Genomic DNA, 17,797 nt, shown 5'->3' with positions numbered 1-17,797 from the left:
AACGATCAACAGCAACCCGAGCATGCGAATCAACGACGGGACCCTAGAGGTACGTCTTCCGCGGGTAGATCGCGTGGGCGCCGGCGACCTTGTCGAGGAACAGGTATCCGGAGCAGTGGTCGATCTCGTGCTGGAGCGCACGCGCCTCGAACGCGTTGGTCCGGATCTCCACCTGCTCCCCCGTACCGGGCGCCACGCCGGTGACCACCAGGTTGCCGGCGCGGCGCACGTCTCCGGTGAGGTCCGGCACCGACATGCAGCCCTCGCGGCCCTTCTCCCACTTGCTGGCCGACACCACCTCGGCGTTGCACAGCGCGAACGCGCCGTGGCAGGTGCGCGTCTTCGGGTGCCCGGTGACGTCGACGACGAACACCCGCGCCGACACGCCGACCTGCGGCGCGGCCAGCCCGACGCACCCGGGCGACACGGCCATCGTGGCGAACAGGTCCTCGACGAGCTGCCGCACCTCGGCCGAGAGCGGGTCCACCTCTTTCCCGGCCGTGCCCAGCACCCCGGCGGGCGCTCTGACGACCGGCCTGATGACACCGGTCACAGGACGTCGGCCTCGCCGGGCCGCAGCGCCGCGTCGACGTTGAGCACGCCGGCGACCCCGGCCAACCGCTCGGTGAGCCGGTCGGCCTCGGCCGCCGGCAGGTCGACCTCCGCGACCAGGAGGTACAGCTCCCCGGCGAGCCGCGTGGTGAGATCGGTGACGTTCCCGCCCGCCTCCGCCACGGCCCGGGCCACGGTGGCGACGATGCCCAGCCGGTCGGCCCCGTGGACCGTGAGTACGTAAGGTAGCCCGCCTGCGGCGGGCTCGGCCTCCGGCCGGACCGGCCGCACCGACACGTCGAGCGACCCGTCGCCGGTCAGCGTCGCGAGGCCCTTCTCCACGTCGGCGGGCGGGTGGTCGCCGGTGCAGATCAGCGTCATCGCGAAGTGCCCGCGTAGCCGGGTCATCGTCGAGTCGGTCAGGTTCATGCCGAGCCCCGACAGCACCTCCGCCACGTCGGCGATGATGCCCGGCCGGTCGTGCCCGATGACCGTGACGGCCAGTTCACCCACTACTTGTCCTTCAGGTCTCGGTCCTTGCTCGGCTGGACCCGCTTCGGCTCACCCGGCATCTTCGGGTACTCCGGCGGGTACGGCATGTCGCCGCGCTCGTCGGCCGCGTACCACTCCAGGAGCGGGGTGATGTCGACCGCCGAGTCGTCGATGCCGGCGTGCGGGTCACCGGTCTCGGCGAACCGCTTCGGCATCGTACGCAGGTCGAAATCGTCGGGTTCGACCTCGGTCAGCTCGTCCCAGGTCACCGGCGCCGACACCGTGGCGCGGGCGTTGGCCCGCAGCGAGTACGCGCAGGCGATGGTGCGGTCGCGGGCCATCTGGTTGTAGTCGATGAACACGCGCTGCCCGCGCTCCTCCTTCCACCAGTTGGTGGTGACCTTGTCGGGACGGCGCCGCTCCACCTCCCGGGCCAGGGCGATGCCGGCCCGGCGCGCCTCGACGAACGTCCACTCCGGCTTGATGCGCACGTATACGTGCACCCCGCGACCGCCGGAGGTCTTGGGCCAGCCGGTCCACCCGAGCTCGTCGAGGACCTCCCGGAGCGCGCCGGCCGCCTCGACCGCGTCGTCGAAGTCGGTGCCCGGCTGCGGGTCGAGGTCGATGCGCAGCTCGTCGGGGTTGTCGACGTTCTCCTTGCGCACCGGCCACGGGTGGAACACGATCGTGCCCATCTGGGCCGCCCACGCCACGTGCGCCAGGTCGGCCGGGCACAGCTCGTCGGCGGTGCGCCCGCCGGGGAACGCGATCGTCGCGCTCTCGACCCACGGCGGAACACCGCGGGTCGAGAGCCGCTTCTGGAAGAACATCTCGCCCTCGATGCCCTCCGGGAACCGCTGCAACGTGGTGGGCCGGTTACGGAGCGCCCGGAAGATCCCGTCGCCGACGGCGAGGTAGTACTCGAAGACGTCGCGCTTGGTGTAGCCGCGCTGCGGGAAGTAGACCTTGTCCGGGCTGGTCAGCCGCACCTGCCGGCCCGCGACCTCGATCTGCGCCACTTCCGGTTTCGCCATGAGGCGACCCTACGGCAGCACCGTGGGCTGCACCGCGTGCACGCAGGCTGGCCGGCCACGTGCGCGGGTCAGCCGGCGACGGCCCGCCGCGGCCGGGGCGAGGGCCGACGACGGGCGCGGGCCCCGTACACGAGCAGCCCGCCGGCGGCCACCAGCGCCGCTCCCCCGGCGGTCAGCACCTCGACCGAAGCACCGGTGGTCGGCAGTGTGCCCTGGCCGCTGACCCCACCCCCACCCGACGAGTCGTCGGGCAGTCCGCTGGCTCCACCGGTCCCGCCGCCGGGGACCTCGCCGCTGGCCCCGCCGGAACCGGTCGGCCCCTCGCCCGGCAGTTCCCCACCGGGACCCTCGCCGCCGCTGGCACCACCACTACCGCTCGGCTGTTCGCCGCCCGGCTGCTCCCCGCCGCTGGCACCACCGTTGCCACCGGGTTGCCCGCCGCCGGGACCCCCGCCGGGACCCTCGCCGCCGCTGGCACCACCACTACCACTGGGCTGTTCACCGCCCGGCTGCTCCCCACCGCTGGCACCACCGTTGCCGCCGGGCTGCCCGCCGCTGGGACCCCCGCCACCGGGGCCCTCGCCACCGGAGCCGCTCGGACCTCCACCGCCCGGGCCCTCGCCACCGGTTCCACCGGGGCCGCCGTAGCCGTCGCCACCCCGGGAGCCGCCGCCGCCCGTCCCATGGCCGGTCCCGCTGCCGGTCCCACTGCCGCCGCCATTGCCGCCGCCGTCACCATGGCCCCGACCGCCGCCGTCACCGTGACCGCTGCCATTGCCGTGACCATGGCCGCGCCCACCGCCGTTGCCGTAACCATCGTCGGAGCCCGCGCCGGCGCCGGCGCCGTACGCACGCGCGGCACCGCGCCCGTGGCCGCCGGGACCGTCGGCGCTGCCGGCCGGGGCGAACCCGGGGTCCAGGCCCATGTCGCCGCCGGGAAGCCACTGACCGAGGTGGTCGCAGCCACACGTCTCCAGCACCGGCGCGACGGTGGCCTGTGCCGCCGTCGGGGCCAGGGACAGTGCGCCGACCGCGCCCGCCGCCCCCATGGCCAGCGCGCCCACCAACTTCCTCATCAGGTCTCCCCGTCATCATCCGTAACAGCAACAGCAGAAAGCACCATAGCTAGCAAAACGGACCAAACGGAACAGGCCACGCCGAGGTCGTACCGTTGAGGAATGACCGAAGACAAGAACGACGGCGCGACGCGGGAGTTACCCCGCACCGAGGACGAGTGGCGGGTCCGGCTGACGCCGGCCGAGTTCCGGGTGCTCCGTCAGGCCGGCACCGAGCCGGCCTGGAGCGGCGAGTACGTGGACACGAAGACCGCCGGCGTCTACCACTGCCGCGCCTGCGGCGCCAAGCTCTTCGACAGCACCACCAAGTTCGACTCGCACTGCGGCTGGCCCAGCTTCGACGACGCGATCCCCGGCACGGTCGTCGAGATCGAGGACCGGACGCTCGGCATGGTGCGCACCGAGATCCGCTGCGCCAACTGCGACTCGCACCTCGGACACGTCTTCCGCGGCGAACGCATGACCGCGAAGAACACCCGGCACTGCGTCAACTCACTGTCGATCCGCCTGGAACCCAGCGAGTAGTCGTGCGGCGGTCGCGCCGTCGTCGAGGCGTGCGCCGATCGGGGGCGTCGTCGCGACCGAGGAACGGTGCGGCCTAGCTCGCCGTCGCGAGATCCGGGTGGGCGGCCACGAACTCCTCCACCCGGTTCTCCCTGATCGAGGTGAGCAGCTCCACCGTCAGCTCATCGAGCGCTTCGGCACCGCGGTTGTCGGGTGAGGCGTTGAACGTGCCGTTGTTGGTCTTCAGGGTGACCAGGTCGTCGCCGCCGATGTTCTTCATCGCGAAGGCCCAGTCTTCGAGGTCGATGCCGCCCGAGTCGATGGTCATCGCCTTGCCGACGACGCCGACGACCTTGTTGAACTGCAACGGGTTGGTCAGCACGTCCTTGCTCAGCATCTTCGTGAACAGCGCCTTCAGGAACTGCTGCTGGTGGCGCTGCCGGTCGTAGTCGCTGTTCGGCAGCGTCTCGCGCTGGCGCACGTAGTCGAGGGCCTCCCACGGCTCCAGGTGCTGGTAGCCGACGGTGTACTTCTTCGGCGTGACCCCGGGGATCGCCTGCAGGCACGTCGCGCCGCCGTTGCAGTTGTACTGCTTGAACGGCACCTTCTGCTCGCCGCTCGCGGTGAACCCGATGTGGACGGACGTGACGTCCTGGTCGACGTACATGTCGACCCCGCCCAGCACGTTGACCACGTCCTTGAAGCCGTTGAAGTCGACGATCGCCGCCGCGTCGAACTCGATCTGCCAGTGCTCCTTGATCGTGAGCGCGAGCAGCTGGATCGACTTCGCCCGCGCCTGCGCGCCCGTGAGGCCCTGACCACCCAGGCCGAACGCTCCGTTGATCTTGTCGTACTGGCGGCCGATCTTCCGGACGCCGTTGTCGAACGCCGGCACCTCGACCCAGGTGTCACGCGGAATCGAGACGAGGTACGCCGACGCGTGGTCGGCCGGGATGTGCAGGACGATGATCGAGTCGGCCCGCACCAGGTCCTTGCCCTCGGGCTCCCACGGCCGCTGGTCGGTGCCCACGAGCAGGATGTTCTTCGCGCCGGTGATGTCGACGTGCCCGCGCTGCAGGTTGGCGCTGCCGGCCGACCCGAGCAGGTTCTCCTCCGAGACGCTGCGGGTCGCGTAGTTGAACAGCGCGTTCTTGGCGACGATCGCCCCGCCGGCGGCCACCATCAGCAGTGCCCCGAACAACACGAACGCCTTCGCCCACAGTGGATCGCGGCGTCGCGCGGGTGCCTGACCCGCGCCCGCACGTGCCTGCCGCGTCCCGGCGCTCATTCGTGTGGACCCCATACCTCTAGAACGGGTCGAGCATGCTGTTCCGTTGTTTCAGAGATGATCAAATAAACGTTAACGCGGGCGCGCCAGTTCCTGGCTCAAGGGTTGCTGAGAGTAAGGTGAAAAAACGCCCAGGAAAGGTACCCAGTGACGACCATCCATAACGAGTCGTTTGCCGACCTGGCCCCGGATGTCCTGTATGCGCTGCTGAAACTCCGGGTCGACGTCTTCGTGGTCGAGCAGTCGTGTGCCTACCCGGAGCTCGACGGCCGCGACAACGAGCCGGGAACCCGACACTTGTGGGTCACCGCGGGTGCCGATCCCGCCGCGCCACTGGCGTACCTTCGCGTACTCACCGAGTCCGATGGATCGATGCGCATCGGGCGCGTGGTCACCGCCCGCAAGGCCCGCGGCGAGGGGCACGCCAAGCGGCTGATGGCCGCCGCCCTGGAGATCGACCCCGCGGCGCCCACGGTGCTCGACGCGCAGAGCCACCTCGTCGGCTGGTACAGCAGGTTCGGGTTCGAGGCGTACGGCCCGGAGTACCTGGAGGACGGCATCCCCCACACCCCGATGCGCAGGGCCTGACGCAGGCCTAGCCGCCAGCTAGGGCAGGCCGGCCACCAGGTCGGCGACGTCGCGGCGGCGGCCTGTGTAGAACGGGACCTCCTCGCGCACGTGCCGGCGCGCCCGCGACGCGCGCAGGTCGCGCATCAGGTCGACGATGCGGTGCAGCTCGTCGGCCTCGAAGGCCAGCATCCACTCGTAGTCGCCGAGGGCGAAGCTCGCCACCGTGTTGGCCCGCACGTCCGGGTACCCGCGCGCCTGCCGGCCGTGCTCGGCCAGCATGTCGCGCCGCTCCTCGTCGGGCAGCAGGTACCACTCGTACGACCGCACGAACGGGTACACGCACACGTACGCGCGCGCCTCCTCCCCGGCCAGGAACGCCGGGATGTGGCTCTTGTTGAACTCGGCCGGCCGGTGCAGCGCCATCGCCGACCACACGCCGGTCGAGTGCTGGCCGAGCGAGGTCTGGCGGAAGGCGCCGTAGGCGTCCTGCAGGAGGTCGGCGGACGACGCGTGCCACCAGATCATGTAGTCGGCGTCGGCGCGGAGCCCGGCCACGTCGTAGAGGCCGCGCACCACCACGTCCTTGCCCGCCAGCTGCCCGAACAGGTCCCCGACCTCGGTGGCCATCTCAGGCCGGGAGGGACCCAACGGCGAGGTCACCTTGAAGACCGACCACATCGTGTACCGGATGGTGTCGTTCAGCTCCCGGATGCGGGCCGCGTTCGAGGTCATGCCATCGATTCTTCCACCGCCGCGACGACGGCCTCCGCCGCCGTCCGCCCAGACCGCACGCACGCCGGAACGCCGACCCCGTCGTAGGCCGCGCCGGCGAGCGCGAGGCCGGGCGGCAGCGCGGACCGCGCGGCCGCGACCCGGGCCGGATGTCCCGGCGCGTACTGCGGCAACGCGCCGCCCCACCGGTGCACCGACGACTCGAGCGCCCGTCGCGGCGTGCCCACGATGTCGGCCAGGTCGCCCAGCGCCGTCTCCACGAGCTCTCCGTCGGGCCGTTGCAGCACGCTCTCCTCGCCGAACCGCCCGAGCGAGAGGCGGGCCAGCGTCCGTCCGGGTCGGCGCAGGTGGGGCCACTTGCGGTCGAGGAAAGTGACGGCTTTTATGTGGATACGGGAACCGGACGGGACGAGAAGCCCGGAGTATTCGGGGAGGGCTGCCTCCGGCAGCGCCGCTGTCACGAGCGCCACACTCGCGTAGTCCAGGTTCAGGTCGATCGGCGCCACGTTCGCCAGCAGCCTCTCGGCCGGGCGAGCGGGAACCGCGAGCACCACCCCGTCGGCCAGCAGGTTCTGCGGGTCACGGGTCGATCCCACGGTGAGCCGCCACCGGCCGTCGCGCGTGCGGCACAGCTCGCGCACGGGCCGTCCGGTGTGCACCCGGTCGGCGCCGACCGCGGCGGCGAGCGCGTCGACCAGGCTGCCCAGTCCCCGGGCGAGGGTCTTGAAGAGCGGGGTCGGATCCTTGGGACGGGCCGCGAGCACGGCACGCACCGCGCCGGTGAGCGTCGGTGACCCGGCGAGGGCGGTGGCGAGCGCCGGGATCGTCGCCGCGAGCGACAGGTCGTCGGCCCGGCCCGCGTAGACCCCGCCCAGCATCGGGTCGACGAGCCGGTCGACCACCGACGCGCCCAGCCGGCGCCGCACGAGGTCGCCGACCGCCACGTCGGCCCCGGGCGCCAGCAGCGGGCCGTTGTAGGGGGCGGTCTCCGCGGCCGCCTCCCCGGGGATGCCCATCAGCGTGCCGGCCGGGATCGGCTCCAGCCCGTCGGGCCCGAGCACGGCGGCCCGGCTGACCGCCGGCGCCACCAGGTCGCCGTCGAGCCCGAGCTCCCGCGCCAGCTCGAACGCGGGGCTCGGCTCGCCGGTCTGCGGGTCGCGCACCGCGAACGCCTCGGCTCCGGAGTCGACCGGCTGGCCCGACGGCAGCGGCACCGTGCGCAGCTTGCCTCCGACCGCCGGTGACTGCTCGATGACCTGTACGTCGGCCCCCAGCTGGGCGGCCCGGTGGGCCGCGGCCAACCCGGCGACCCCGCCTCCGACGACCACGATCCGCATGTGCCTATTCTGCCCACCATGTCTGGAGTCGCAGTTGTGACGGGTGCCGCTCAGGGAATCGGCCGGCGCACCGCCGAGGTGCTGGCCGGCGAGGGCTACACGGTCGCGGTCCTCGACCGGCAGCCGGTCGAGGGTTTCGCGCTCGGCGTCACCGGCGACGTCGCCGACGACGCCGACGTGGCCGGCTTCGCCGACCGGGTACGCGACACCCTCGGCCGCGTCGACGTGCTCGTGAACAACGCCGGGATCGCCGACATCGGCCCGGCCGAGGGCATCGACCCGTCCCGGTTCCGCCGCGTGATCGACGTCAACCTCACCGGAGCGTTCCTCCTCTGCCAGGCGTTCGGCCGGCAGATGCTCGAGGCCGGCGGCGGGTCGATCGTCAACGTCGCCTCGGTGGCCGGCCTGATGGGCATCGCCGACCGGGCCGCCTACAACGCCAGCAAGCACGGCCTGGTCGGGCTCACGCGCACCCTCGCGGTGGAGTGGGGCGGCCGCGGGGTGCGGGTCAACGCCGTCTGCCCGGGCTGGGTCAAGACGGAGATGGACGACGACGCGCAGGCCAGCGCCCTCTACGTCGACAGCGACATCACCGACCACGTGCCGATGGGCCGGTTCGCCCAGCCCGACGACATCGCGCAGGCGATCGCGTTCCTCGCCGATCCGGCCCGCAGCGGCTTCGTCAACGGCACGATGCTCAACGTCGACGGCGGCTGGTACGCCGACGGCTCCTGGCAGGGCCTACGGCTGGGCGCCAGGAACCGGTGAGCCGGTAGCCGGCTCCGCTGCGCTCCGCCGGCTGTGCTCGTGCACGAGCTCGACCACCCGGGTGATCCGGTCGGGCTCGGTCTCCGGCAGTACGCCGTGGCCGAGGTTGAACACGTGCCCGGGTGCCGTGCGGCCCTCGGCCAGCACGCGGCGCACCTCCAGGTCGATCACGTCGTCGGGCGCGAAGAGCACGCACGGGTCGAGGTTGCCCTGCAACGGCTTGCCGGGGACGCGGGCCGCCGCGGCCGACAGCGGGGTGCGCCAGTCGACCCCGAGCACGTCGGCGCCGGCCTCGGCCATCGCGCCCAGCAGCTCGCCGGTGCCGACGCCGAAGTGGATGCGCGGGACCCCCGCCGGCAGGCCCTCGAGCACGTTCGTCGAGTGCGGCAGCACGTAGTGCCGGTAGTCGGCCTCCGACAGCGCGCCCGCCCACGAGTCGAACAGCTGCACCGCCGAGGCGCCGGCGCCGATCTGGATGTTCAGGAAGCTCGACGTGATCTCGGCCAGCCGTTCGCAGAGCGCGTGCCACACGTCGGGCGCCGAGTACATGAGCGCCTTCGTCTTCGCGTGGGTGCGCGACGGCCCGCCCTCCACGAGGTAGCTGGCGAGGGTGAACGGCGCGCCGGCGAACCCGATCAACGGCGTGCCGCCCAGCTCCTTGACCAGCAGCTCCACCGCCTCGGCGACGAAGCTCACCGAGTCGGCGTACAGGTGCGGCAGCTTCGCCACCGCGGCCCTGTCGCGGACCGGGTCGGCCACCACCGGGCCGACGCCCGGCTTGATGTCGACGTCGACGCCGGCCGCGGCGAGCGGCACCACGATGTCGCTGAACAGGATCGCCGCGTCGACCTTGTGCCGCCGCACCGGCTGCAGCGTGATCTCGCAGATCAGGTCGGGCTGCCGGCAGGCTTCGAGCATCGGTATCCCGGCGCGGATCGCCCGGTACTCGGGCAGTGACCGGCCGGCCTGACGCATGAACCAGACCGGCGTGTACGGGACGGGTTCACCACGGCAGGCGGCGAGAAAGGGGGTCGTACTCGACTCGTTCATCGCCCGTCATGGTAATCCGGGCGGTATTTACCCCGTGGCGCAGCGCACCAATCGATGCGCACGCGCCTAGGCTGCGAGCATGACCGCCGCACCACCGGCCGCTCCGCCGGCGTTCGCCCGTGCGGTCGAGGCTCTCCGCTCGGTGCGGCCCCGGCCGGAGATCGAGCTGAGCGAGATACCCGCGCCGCAGCGCCTGGCCCCGTACGCCTTCGCGCTCTCCGGAGCCGTGGTCCGCCAGGACGAGGAGGTGGCGACGGGCCGGCTGATCCTGCTCCACGATCCCGACGGCCACGAGGCCTGGGAGGGAACGCTGCGGCTGGTCACGTACGTCACCGCCGAGCTGGAGCCGGAGCTGGCCGCCGATCCGCTGCTGCCCGGCGTCGGCTGGAGCTGGCTCACCGACGCGCTCGACGCCTACGGCGCCGAGCACCGCGCCATGGGCGGCACGGTGACACAGACCCTGTCGACCCGGTTCGGCTCGCTCGTCGGCCCACCACCCGCGGCCGACATGGAGATCCGCGCCTCCTGGACCCCCGTCGACGCGGACCTCACGGCGCACCTGAACGCCTGGTGCGAGGTGCTCGCCTCGACGGCCGGCCTGCCCCCGCCGGGAGTCACCGAGCTGGCGGAACGCCGAGCCCAGTGACCCCCGGGGCAGGAGCTAGTCCAAGTAGCGGTCGGCCTCGTTGCAGACCGGGGTGTACTCGGCGCGCTTCTGGTCGGCCAGGGCCTGGTTGCCGGCCGCGATGGCCTGGCTGGCCTCGATCAGGAGCCGGAAGCACTTCGAGATGACCGCCTTCTGGCGGGCCAGCTCGTCGGCCTGCGCCTGGGAGCCGCCGAGGTCACGCTTGGCGGTGGCCAGGTCGTCCTGCGCCTTCTTCAGGTCGTCCTGGGTCTTCTTCAGGTCGCCGGAGAGCTGCTGCTCCTTGGCCTGGGCGGCCTTCTTGGTGTCGTTGTAGTCACCGTTCTTGGTGATGTACAGGACCGTGACCACGGCGGTCGCCAGCAGGAACACCACCATCAGCGACGCGAAGATCGGCACCAGCTTGCTCTTCGGCTGCCCCGAGGTGGGCGGCGTCGGACCCATCGGACCCATCGGCCCCGGGCCGCTGGTCGGCGGCAGGCCGGCGCCGAACGCCGGGCCGGAGGTCGGCGGAACCCCCGCGTTGGGGTCGTAGCCGCCGTAGCCGCCGGCCCCGCTGTACGGGGCGGTCTGGTCGGGGCCGTAGCCGGCCGGCGCGGGCGGCGACGAGAACGGCTGACCGGGCGCCGGTGGGTAGGGCTGGCCGGGCGCCGGCGGCGCCGACTGCGGCTGCGGCTGCCCGAACGGGCTGGCCTGCGGCGGCTGGTAACCGCCCTGGTTGGGGTCGGAGTAGGACGGGGGGTATGCCGGCTGCTGCCCTGCGGGGTCACCGGGGTATGACATTGCTCCTCCAGCTTGCAAATACGAATCAGGGCGGACCCTGGGCAGACACCTTCAGCAGATACCGAGGTTCTGGCATACGACGGCCACGGGGATGCCGAGGCTGATCCCCTCGGCGTTGTTGAGCTTGGCGTTCACCACACCGACGACCTGGCCCTGTGCGTTCACGATCGGCCCGCCCGAGTTGCCCGGGTTCACCGGAGCGTCGAACTGCAGTACGGGACCCCCGTTGATCGTGCGCTGGGCGCTGATGACGCCGCTGGTGACCGAGTCCTCCAGGCCGAGCGGGGAGCCGACGACCACCACGGGCTGGCCGGGCTTGGCCGGTTCGGGCGCCGACGCCAGGCGCGGGAACGCGTCGGTGACCTGGATGATCGCCAGGTCGGCGTCCTTGTCGACCTTGGTGATCTGGCCCTTGAACCGGCGGTTCTGCTGCTCGAGGTCGACCTCACGCCGGCCGGACTCCCAGTTCGCGTCGATCACGTGGTAGTTCGTGATGACGTTCGTGCCGCCCTCGGGCGTCTGGTTCGCGAAGGCGAACCCGGTGCCGGTGCCGGCCTGCGAGGTGACCCGGAAGACACTGGGCAGCACGTTGGCGGCCACGGCGGCCGCGTCGAGGGTGTTGCCGGCGCGCCGTTCCAGCTCCTTCGTACGCTCCTCCAGGCCCTTGGCCTCCTCCTGCGCGGCGGTGCGCTGCGCGGCCGAGTCGGCCCGGACCTTGTCGAGCTTGTCGCGGGTGTCGGCGAGCATGATCGCCTGCACGACCGCGACACCGGTGAGCAGCACCACCAGGAACAGCGTCAACGCGGGCAGCAGGCTGCGCCGCGGGGCCGGCGGCTGGCTGTAGCCGTGGAACGCGCCGGTGGGAGTACTGGTCGGCGCCGGTTGCGAGGGGACCGCGGGGCTGCCGGTGCCCACCGGGAACGAGGAGGTGGGGTTCGCCGGCCTGTGCGCCTGGAAGGCCGAGGTCGAGAATCCGCCGGTGTGCGGCTCCATGCGCGGCGGGTGCGGCCCGAGCCGCTGGGCGGAGCTGCCACCTTCGCCGGATTCGCCCGGCGGGGTTCGGGCAGCCTGATGGGCGGCTTCGTACCCCGTCATGCGCTTTGTCCTCCCCTTACCGGCTCCGGAGCCGGCACCCGCCCACCCTAGCGACGGGCGGCAACTCTCCGGTCCCGGCGACCGTACCGGTCGGAAGTGACAGTTGTCTTCATCGGAATCGGCGACGATTAGGACCGATTTTTCTGCACTGCCTCCCAACAGAGCTACGGCGTGCCACCGGACCAGTCCGTCACCTGTTCTTCGTCGCGCCGTAACGTGGTCAAGGTGACGGTTGCATCCGCTGGTGACGAGCCGGCCGAGGTCGGCCCGCCCGCGCCCGCGGAGGCGGGCGGAACAGGCACAGACCCGGGCGAATCCATCGCGCCCGAACCGGTTCTCCTCGTCGCCCCACGAGACGGGACCCCGACACCCATCACCTCGGCCACCGAGCTGGCCGAGGCCGCCGCGCGGTTCGCCGCCGGCACCGGCCCGGTCGCGGTCGACGCCGAGCGGGCCTCGGGCTACCGCTACACCCACCGGGCCTACCTGGTGCAGCTGCGCCGCGAGGGCGCCGGCACGGTGATGGTCGACCCGGTGGCGTTCGACGACCTCACCGTGCTGCAGGCGGCGATCGCCGACACCGAGTGGATCCTGCACGCCGCCAGCCAGGACCTGCCCTGCCTCGCCGAGCTGAAACTGCTGCCACCCCGGCTGTTCGACACCGAGCTGGCCGCCCGGCTGTGCGGCCTCGAGCGGGTCGGGCTCGCCGCGCTCACCGAGAACCTGCTCGGGTACCGGCTGGAGAAGCACCACTCGGCGGCCGACTGGTCCACCCGTCCGCTGCCGGGGAGCTGGCTGGCCTATGCCGCGCTCGACGTCGAGCTGCTCCTGGAGCTCCGCGAGATCCTCGGCAACGAGCTGGAGAAGCAGGGCAAGGCCGAGTGGGCGGCGCAGGAGTTCGCGGCCCTGGCCGCGTCGGCGGGTGCGCCGCCGCGGCAGCGGGCCGACCCGTGGCGACGCACGTCGGGCATCCACCGGGTGCGTGGCGCCCGGGCGCTGGCCCGCGTGCGGGCGCTGTGGCAGGCCCGTGACCAGATCGCCGCCCGCCGCGACGTGAGCCCGGGCCGGGTGCTGGCCGACGCCGCGATCATCGCCGCCGCCGAGTCGGACCCGAAGGACGAGCGGACCCTGCTCCAGATCACCGGCTTCGGTGGACGCTCGGTGCGCCGCCTCGCCGGGGTGTGGCTCGACGCGTTGTCAGCCGTGCGGGCCCTGCCCGAGTCGGCGCTGCCGACCACCCCGCCGGCCGACGGACCGCCGCCGCCGCACCGCTGGGCCGAGCGCGACCCGGTCGCCGCCGGCCGGCTCACCCGGTCGCGCGCCGTGGTGGCCGAGCTGTCGGCGACGCACCACCTGCCGCCGGAGAACATCCTGGCGCCCGACCTGGTGCGCCGGCTGGCCTGGACCCCGCCCCGCCCGCCGACGCCGGAGGCCGTCACGGTGGTGCTGCGCGCGCTCGGCGCCCGCCCCTGGCAGACCGACCTCACCGCCGAGAGGCTCGCGGAGGCGCTCACGCCTCCGGCGTAGTGAGGGCGTAGTGAGGGAGTGCACGCACACGGAACCCTACTCACGGGTAACATGGCTGAAAAGGTCACCGTTACAGGAGGCTCTCCGTGCCCCGTCCCTCCCGAGACGTCGTCTTCGTCGACGGCGTCCGCACGCCGTTCGGCAAGGCCGGCGGCATGTACGCCCACACCCGGGCCGACGACCTGGTCATCCGGTGCATCCGTGAGCTGCTGAGGCGGCATCCCGAGCTGCCGCCCGAGCGGGTCGACGAGGTGGCCGTCGCGGCCACCACGCAGATCGGCGACCAGGGCCTCACGATCGGTCGCACCGCCGCGCTGCTCGCCGGTCTCCCCAAGAGCGTCCCCGGCTTCGCGATCGACCGCATGTGCGCCGGCGCGATGACCGCGGTCACCACGGTGGCCGGCGGCATCGCGATGGGCGCCTACGACGTCGCGATCGCCGGCGGCGTCGAGCACATGGGCCGGCACCCGATGGGCGAGGGCGTCGACCCGAACCCGCGCATCCTGGCCGAGAAGCTGGTCGACCCGTCGGCGCTGGTGATGGGCGCGACCGCCGAGAACCTGCACGACCAGTTGCCGCACATCACCCGCGAGCGGGCCGACCGGTTCGGCCTGGCGAGCCAGCAGAAGACCAAGGCCGCGTACGAGGCCGGCAAGCTGCAGCCCGACCTGGTGAGTGTCGCCACCCGCGATCCCGAGAGCGGGTGGGGGCTGGCCACGACCGACGAGGCTCCCCGCCCCGACACGGCGCTGGAGAAGATGGCCACGCTGCGTACCCCGTTCCGGCCGCACGGCCGGGTCACCGCGGGCAACGCCGCCGGCCTCAACGACGGCGCGACCGCCTGCATCCTGGCGGCCGAGGACGTCGCGCGGGAGCTGGGCCTGCCGATCGCGATGCGGATGGTGAGCTACGGCTTCGTCGGCGTCGAGCCCGAGGTGATGGGCGTCGGCCCGATCCCGTCCACCGAGAAGGCCTTGAAGAAGGCCGGCCTCACGATCGACGACATCGGCCTGTTCGAGCTGAACGAGGCGTTCGCCGTGCAGGTGCTGGCGTTCCTCGACCACTTCGGCATCGCCGACGACGACCGGCGGGTCAACCCGTGGGGCGGCGCGATCGCCGTGGGCCACCCGCTCGCCAGCTCCGGCGTGCGGCTGATGACCCAGCTCGCCCGCCACTTCGCGGAGCACCCCGAGGTGCGGTACGGCCTCACCGCGATGTGCATCGGCATCGGCATGGGCGGCACCGTGATCTGGGAGAACCCCAACTGGGAGGGCGCAACATGATCGCTGTAGCGAAGCGGAGGCGGTCATGTTGCAGTCTTTTCGACCTTTTGGAGGCAGCGCAGTGAGCTCAGAGGTAGTCACGAAGTCGCTGCTGCGCTTCGTCACCCTGCCCGGCCTGAACCGGCCGGCGGCGCTGATCACGCTCGACAACGGCCACGACCACACGAAGCCGAACACGTTCGGCCCCGACGGCCTGCGCAGCCTCGACGCCGCGCTCGACGAGGCGTTCGCGGCCGACCCGTCGTTCATCGCCGTCACCGGCAAGCCGTACATCTTCGCGGTCGGCGCCGACATCACGCTGATGCCGACGGTCACCGACCGCGGCCAGGCGCTGGAGATGGCGCAGGGCGGCCACCGGATCTTCGCGCGGCTGCGCGAGTCGACGGTCCCCACGTTCGCGTTCGTCAACGGCGCGGCGATGGGCGGCGGCCTGGAGCTGGCGCTGCAGTGCCACTACCGCACGCTCAGCGCGGGCGCGGCGGCGCTGGCGCTACCGGAGGTCTCGCTGGGGCTCGTGCCCGGCTGGGGCGGCACGCAGCTGCTGCCGAACCTCATCGGCATCGCCGACGCGGCCGTGGTGATCCTGCAGAACCCGCTCACCCAGAAGACCCTCAAGCCGGCGGCCGCGCACAAGCTCGGGATCAGCGACGTGCTCCTCGAGGCCGCCGACTTCCTCGAGCGGTCGCTGGAGTGGGCGGCCGGGGTCGTCCGCGGCGAGCTCACCGTCGAGCGCAAGGCCGTCGAGACGAAAGACTGGGACGTCGTGATCGAGTTCGCGAAAGCGACGCTCGACGAGCGCCTTCACGGCGCGATGCCGTCCGCGTACCGCGCGCTCGACCTGCTCGCCAGAGCAAAGGGCGGGGTGACGGCCGAGGGCCTGGCCGCGGAGACCGAGGCCATCGCCGACCTGGTGATGAGCGAGGAGCTGCGCAGCAGCCTGTACGCGTTCGACCTGGTCCAGCGGCGGTCCAAGCGGCCGGCGGGCGCGCCCGACAAGAGCCTGGCCCGGCCGGTCACCAAGGTAGGCATCGTCGGTGCCGGGCTGATGGCATCGCAGCTGGCGCTGCTGTTCGCGCGGCGGCTCGAGGTGCCGGTCGTGCTGACCGACCTCGACCAGGAGCGGGTCGACAAGGGCGTCGGCTACGTCCACGCCGAGGTCGACAAGCTGCTCGGCAAGGGCCGGCTCCCGGAGCGCACGGCGGCCAAGCTCAAGGCGCTGGTCACCGGCACCACCGACAAGAGCGCTTTCGCCGACGCCGACTTCGTGATCGAGGCCGTCTTCGAGGACCTGAAGATCAAGAAGCAGGTCTGGGCCGAGATCGAGGCGATCGTGCGGGAGGACTGCGTCCTCGCCACCAACACGTCGTCGTTGTCGGTCACCGACATGGCCGCCGACCTGGCGCACCCGGAGCGGGTCGTCGGGTTCCACTTCTTCAACCCGGTCGCGGTCCTGCCGCTTCTGGAGATCGTGCGGGCGGCCCGCACCGACGACGCGACCCTGGCCACGGCGCTGGCCGTGGCGAAGACGCTGCGCAAGTCGGCCGTGCTGGTCAAGGACGCGCCGGCGTTCGTGGTCAACCGCCTGTTCACCCGGTACCTGAGCGAGGTCTACAAGGCGATCGACGCCGGCACGCCGGTCGAGGTGGCCGACACCGCGCTCGACCCGCTGGGCCTGCCGATGCGGCCGTTGGCGCTGCTGCAGCTGGTCGGGCCGGCGGTGGCGCTGCACGTCGCCGAGGTGATGCACGCGGCGTTCCCCGACCGGTTCGGCGTCAGCGGCAACCTGGTGACGCTCGTGCAGAACGGGCGCACCAGCTTCTACGACGCCGACGGGAACATCGACCCGGCGGCCACCGCGCTGCTGTCGGTCGGCACCGAGCCGTGGACGGCCGAGCAGCTGCGGCAGCGGGCCCTCGACGCGCTGGCGCAGGAGATCCGGCTGATGCTCGAGGAGGGTGTCGTGGCGGAGGCGCAGGACATCGACCTGTGCATGCTGCTGGGCGCCGGGTGGCCGTTCCCGCTGGGCGGAATCACGCCCTATCTCGACCGCACCGGAACCAGCGAGCGCGTCACCGGCTCCCGGTTCCTGCCGCGCGGAGTGGCCAGCCTGCCAACTTCGTGAGGAAACTCCGACATTCCAGAAAATAGCGAATAAGACACGTGAATCGTCCTAGTCTTCCCCGGTAGTCGTCCAACGGGGGGAATGACGATGATCCGCGGTCGCTTCGCGGCAGCTTCGATCTGCTTGGTCACCACCGTGACCGGGGCCGCGCTGGGAGCAGTCATCGGCTCCCAGCCGGCCACGGCGCGAATCACCGCCACGGTCAACTCGCCGGGCGCGAACCTCAACGTGCGCACCGGACCGGCCCGCTGGTACCCGCGGGTCGGCAGGCTCACCCACGGCACGCCCGTGAATCCGACCTGCCAGGAGAAGGGCGAGTACGTCGCCGGCTCCGAGCGGGACACCGACCTCTGGGACCGCCTGCCCGACGGCACGTACATCCACGACGGGCACGTCAAGCGCTCCGGATCGCTGCCGATGTGCGCCGCCGCCTCGACGGCACCGCACATCGAGTGGACCCACCCGCTGCCCGGTTTCAAGGTGCAGGGCGGGTTCCGGACCCCGCAGCGTCCGACCCACCGCGGCGTCGACCTGATGTCGTTCAAGGGGACGCCGATCCACGCCGCCGCGCAGGGCACGATCGTCGAGGTGGTGTGCAACATCCAGCCCGGCGGAAGCTGCGACGTCGACGGCACGCCGCAGTCGCGCGGGTGCGGCTGGTACGTGAAGATCGCGCACCCGGGCAAGGTCGCCACCCTGTACTGCCACATGATCGCCAAGCCGCCGGTGGTCGCCGGCCAGAAGGTCAAGGCCGGGCAGGTCATCGGCTACATCGGCAGCTCGGGCCGGTCGTCGTTCCCGCACCTGCACTACGAGGTGCACGTGAACGCGCCACCCACGTCCGACGCCGCGGCCGTCGACCCGATCCAGTTCATGGGGACGGTCGGGGCGCCGATGCCCCGCGCCTGACGCGGCCGGCCGTCGCCGGGACCGGGGTACGG

The 17,797-nt window shown here is 72.1% G+C and carries 18 protein-coding genes; 8 read left to right on the top strand and 10 right to left on the bottom strand.

The genetic code is table 11. The annotated features are described in order from the left end of the window. Positions 1-43: 43 nt before the first annotated feature. From def to Voc01_RS22525, 4 genes are all read right to left on the bottom strand, one after another. Positions 44-553, bottom strand: coding sequence for a peptide deformylase (def, locus tag Voc01_RS22540; protein WP_203929478.1), 510 nt, complete (start codon positions 551-553; stop codon positions 44-46). Continuing rightward, entirely contained in the window at positions 550-1,065 is a 516-nt protein-coding gene (locus Voc01_RS22535; RefSeq protein ID WP_203929477.1) for a glycine cleavage system transcriptional repressor, read from the bottom strand. The genes def and Voc01_RS22535 overlap by 4 nt, the downstream gene beginning before the upstream one ends. Beyond that, entirely contained in the window at positions 1,065-2,078 is a 1,014-nt protein-coding gene (ligD, locus tag Voc01_RS22530; RefSeq protein ID WP_203929476.1) for a non-homologous end-joining DNA ligase, read from the bottom strand. Before ligD ends, Voc01_RS22535 begins: the two co-directional genes overlap by 1 nt. Before the next feature lie 68 nt (positions 2,079-2,146). Continuing rightward, positions 2,147-3,154, bottom strand: coding sequence for an LPXTG cell wall anchor domain-containing protein (locus tag Voc01_RS22525; protein ID WP_203929475.1), 1,008 nt, complete (start codon positions 3,152-3,154; stop codon positions 2,147-2,149). A 102-nt stretch (positions 3,155-3,256) separates the two neighbouring features. On the opposite strand from Voc01_RS22525, the gene msrB reads away from it, so the two are divergent. After that, a complete protein-coding gene (gene msrB / locus Voc01_RS22520) occupies positions 3,257-3,679 on the top strand; it encodes a peptide-methionine (R)-S-oxide reductase MsrB (RefSeq protein WP_203929474.1) in 423 nt (140 codons plus the stop codon). A gap of 73 nt (positions 3,680-3,752) precedes the next feature. Here the strand turns inward: msrB and Voc01_RS22515 are convergent, their stop codons facing one another. Continuing rightward, on the bottom strand, positions 3,753-4,946 hold the full coding sequence (locus Voc01_RS22515) for an LCP family protein (RefSeq protein ID WP_239160394.1): 1,194 nt from the start codon (positions 4,944-4,946) through the stop codon (positions 3,753-3,755). Between the two features lie 147 nt (positions 4,947-5,093). Here Voc01_RS22515 and Voc01_RS22510 point away from each other — a divergent pair, with 147 nt between their 5' ends. Next, positions 5,094-5,534 (top strand): GNAT family N-acetyltransferase, encoded by a 441-nt coding sequence (locus tag Voc01_RS22510; protein ID WP_203929473.1) that lies wholly within the window; start codon positions 5,094-5,096, stop codon positions 5,532-5,534. 18 nt (positions 5,535-5,552) lie between these two features. Here Voc01_RS22510 and hemQ read toward each other — a convergent pair whose 3' ends face one another. Both hemQ and hemG read right to left on the bottom strand, forming a co-directional pair. After that, positions 5,553-6,248, bottom strand: coding sequence for a hydrogen peroxide-dependent heme synthase (hemQ, locus tag Voc01_RS22505; RefSeq protein ID WP_203929472.1), 696 nt, complete (start codon positions 6,246-6,248; stop codon positions 5,553-5,555). After that, positions 6,245-7,585: a protoporphyrinogen oxidase gene (gene hemG / locus Voc01_RS22500; protein WP_203929471.1), complete on the bottom strand. Its 1,341-nt coding sequence runs from the start codon at positions 7,583-7,585 to the stop codon at positions 6,245-6,247. The genes hemQ and hemG overlap by 4 nt, the downstream gene beginning before the upstream one ends. Before the next feature lie 18 nt (positions 7,586-7,603). On the opposite strand from hemG, the gene Voc01_RS22495 reads away from it, so the two are divergent. Continuing rightward, a complete protein-coding gene (locus Voc01_RS22495; protein WP_203929470.1) occupies positions 7,604-8,353 on the top strand; it encodes an SDR family NAD(P)-dependent oxidoreductase in 750 nt (249 codons plus the stop codon). On the opposite strand, the gene hemE is transcribed toward Voc01_RS22495, so the two are convergent. Next, positions 8,327-9,403, bottom strand: a complete 1,077-nt coding sequence (gene hemE, locus Voc01_RS22490; protein WP_203929469.1) for a uroporphyrinogen decarboxylase — start codon at positions 9,401-9,403, stop codon at positions 8,327-8,329. The genes Voc01_RS22495 and hemE overlap by 27 nt on opposite strands. A 79-nt stretch (positions 9,404-9,482) precedes the next feature. Between hemE and Voc01_RS22485 the strand changes: the two genes are divergently transcribed. After that, entirely contained in the window at positions 9,483-10,049 is a 567-nt protein-coding gene (locus Voc01_RS22485) for a DUF3000 domain-containing protein (protein WP_203929468.1), read from the top strand. A 15-nt stretch (positions 10,050-10,064) separates the two neighbouring features. Here the strand turns inward: Voc01_RS22485 and Voc01_RS22480 are convergent, their stop codons facing one another. Both Voc01_RS22480 and Voc01_RS22475 read right to left on the bottom strand, forming a co-directional pair. Continuing rightward, entirely contained in the window at positions 10,065-10,829 is a 765-nt protein-coding gene (locus Voc01_RS22480) for a hypothetical protein (RefSeq protein WP_203929467.1), read from the bottom strand. Between the two features lie 51 nt (positions 10,830-10,880). Beyond that, positions 10,881-11,924 (bottom strand): S1C family serine protease, encoded by a 1,044-nt coding sequence (locus Voc01_RS22475; protein WP_203929466.1) that lies wholly within the window; start codon positions 11,922-11,924, stop codon positions 10,881-10,883. A gap of 225 nt (positions 11,925-12,149) precedes the next feature. Between Voc01_RS22475 and Voc01_RS22470 the strand changes: the two genes are divergently transcribed. The 4 genes from Voc01_RS22470 (at position 12,150) to Voc01_RS22455 (ending at position 17,765) form a co-directional block, all read left to right on the top strand. Next, positions 12,150-13,451, top strand: a complete 1,302-nt coding sequence (locus tag Voc01_RS22470) for an HRDC domain-containing protein (RefSeq protein WP_373873845.1) — start codon at positions 12,150-12,152, stop codon at positions 13,449-13,451. An 86-nt stretch (positions 13,452-13,537) separates the two neighbouring features. Next, positions 13,538-14,734: a thiolase family protein gene (locus tag Voc01_RS22465; protein ID WP_203929465.1), complete on the top strand. Its 1,197-nt coding sequence runs from the start codon at positions 13,538-13,540 to the stop codon at positions 14,732-14,734. A gap of 25 nt (positions 14,735-14,759) precedes the next feature. After that, the gene (locus Voc01_RS22460; protein ID WP_203929464.1) at positions 14,760-16,856 is read left to right on the top strand and encodes a 3-hydroxyacyl-CoA dehydrogenase NAD-binding domain-containing protein; all 2,097 of its coding nucleotides are present in this window, start codon (positions 14,760-14,762) and stop codon (positions 16,854-16,856) included. Positions 16,857-16,979: 123 nt separating this feature from the next. After that, positions 16,980-17,765 carry a peptidoglycan DD-metalloendopeptidase family protein gene (locus tag Voc01_RS22455; protein ID WP_203929463.1) on the top strand — a complete coding sequence of 262 codons (786 nt, stop codon included), beginning with the start codon at positions 16,980-16,982 and terminating at the stop codon, positions 17,763-17,765. The last annotated feature ends 32 nt before the right edge of the window (positions 17,766-17,797 follow it).

It is taken from the genome of Virgisporangium ochraceum, from assembly GCF_016863655.1.
Classification (GTDB): Bacteria; Actinomycetota; Actinomycetes; order Mycobacteriales; family Micromonosporaceae; genus Virgisporangium; species Virgisporangium ochraceum.
The sequence above is the reverse complement of the archived record's forward strand: the minus strand, read 5'-3'. Positions and strand labels throughout refer to the sequence as shown.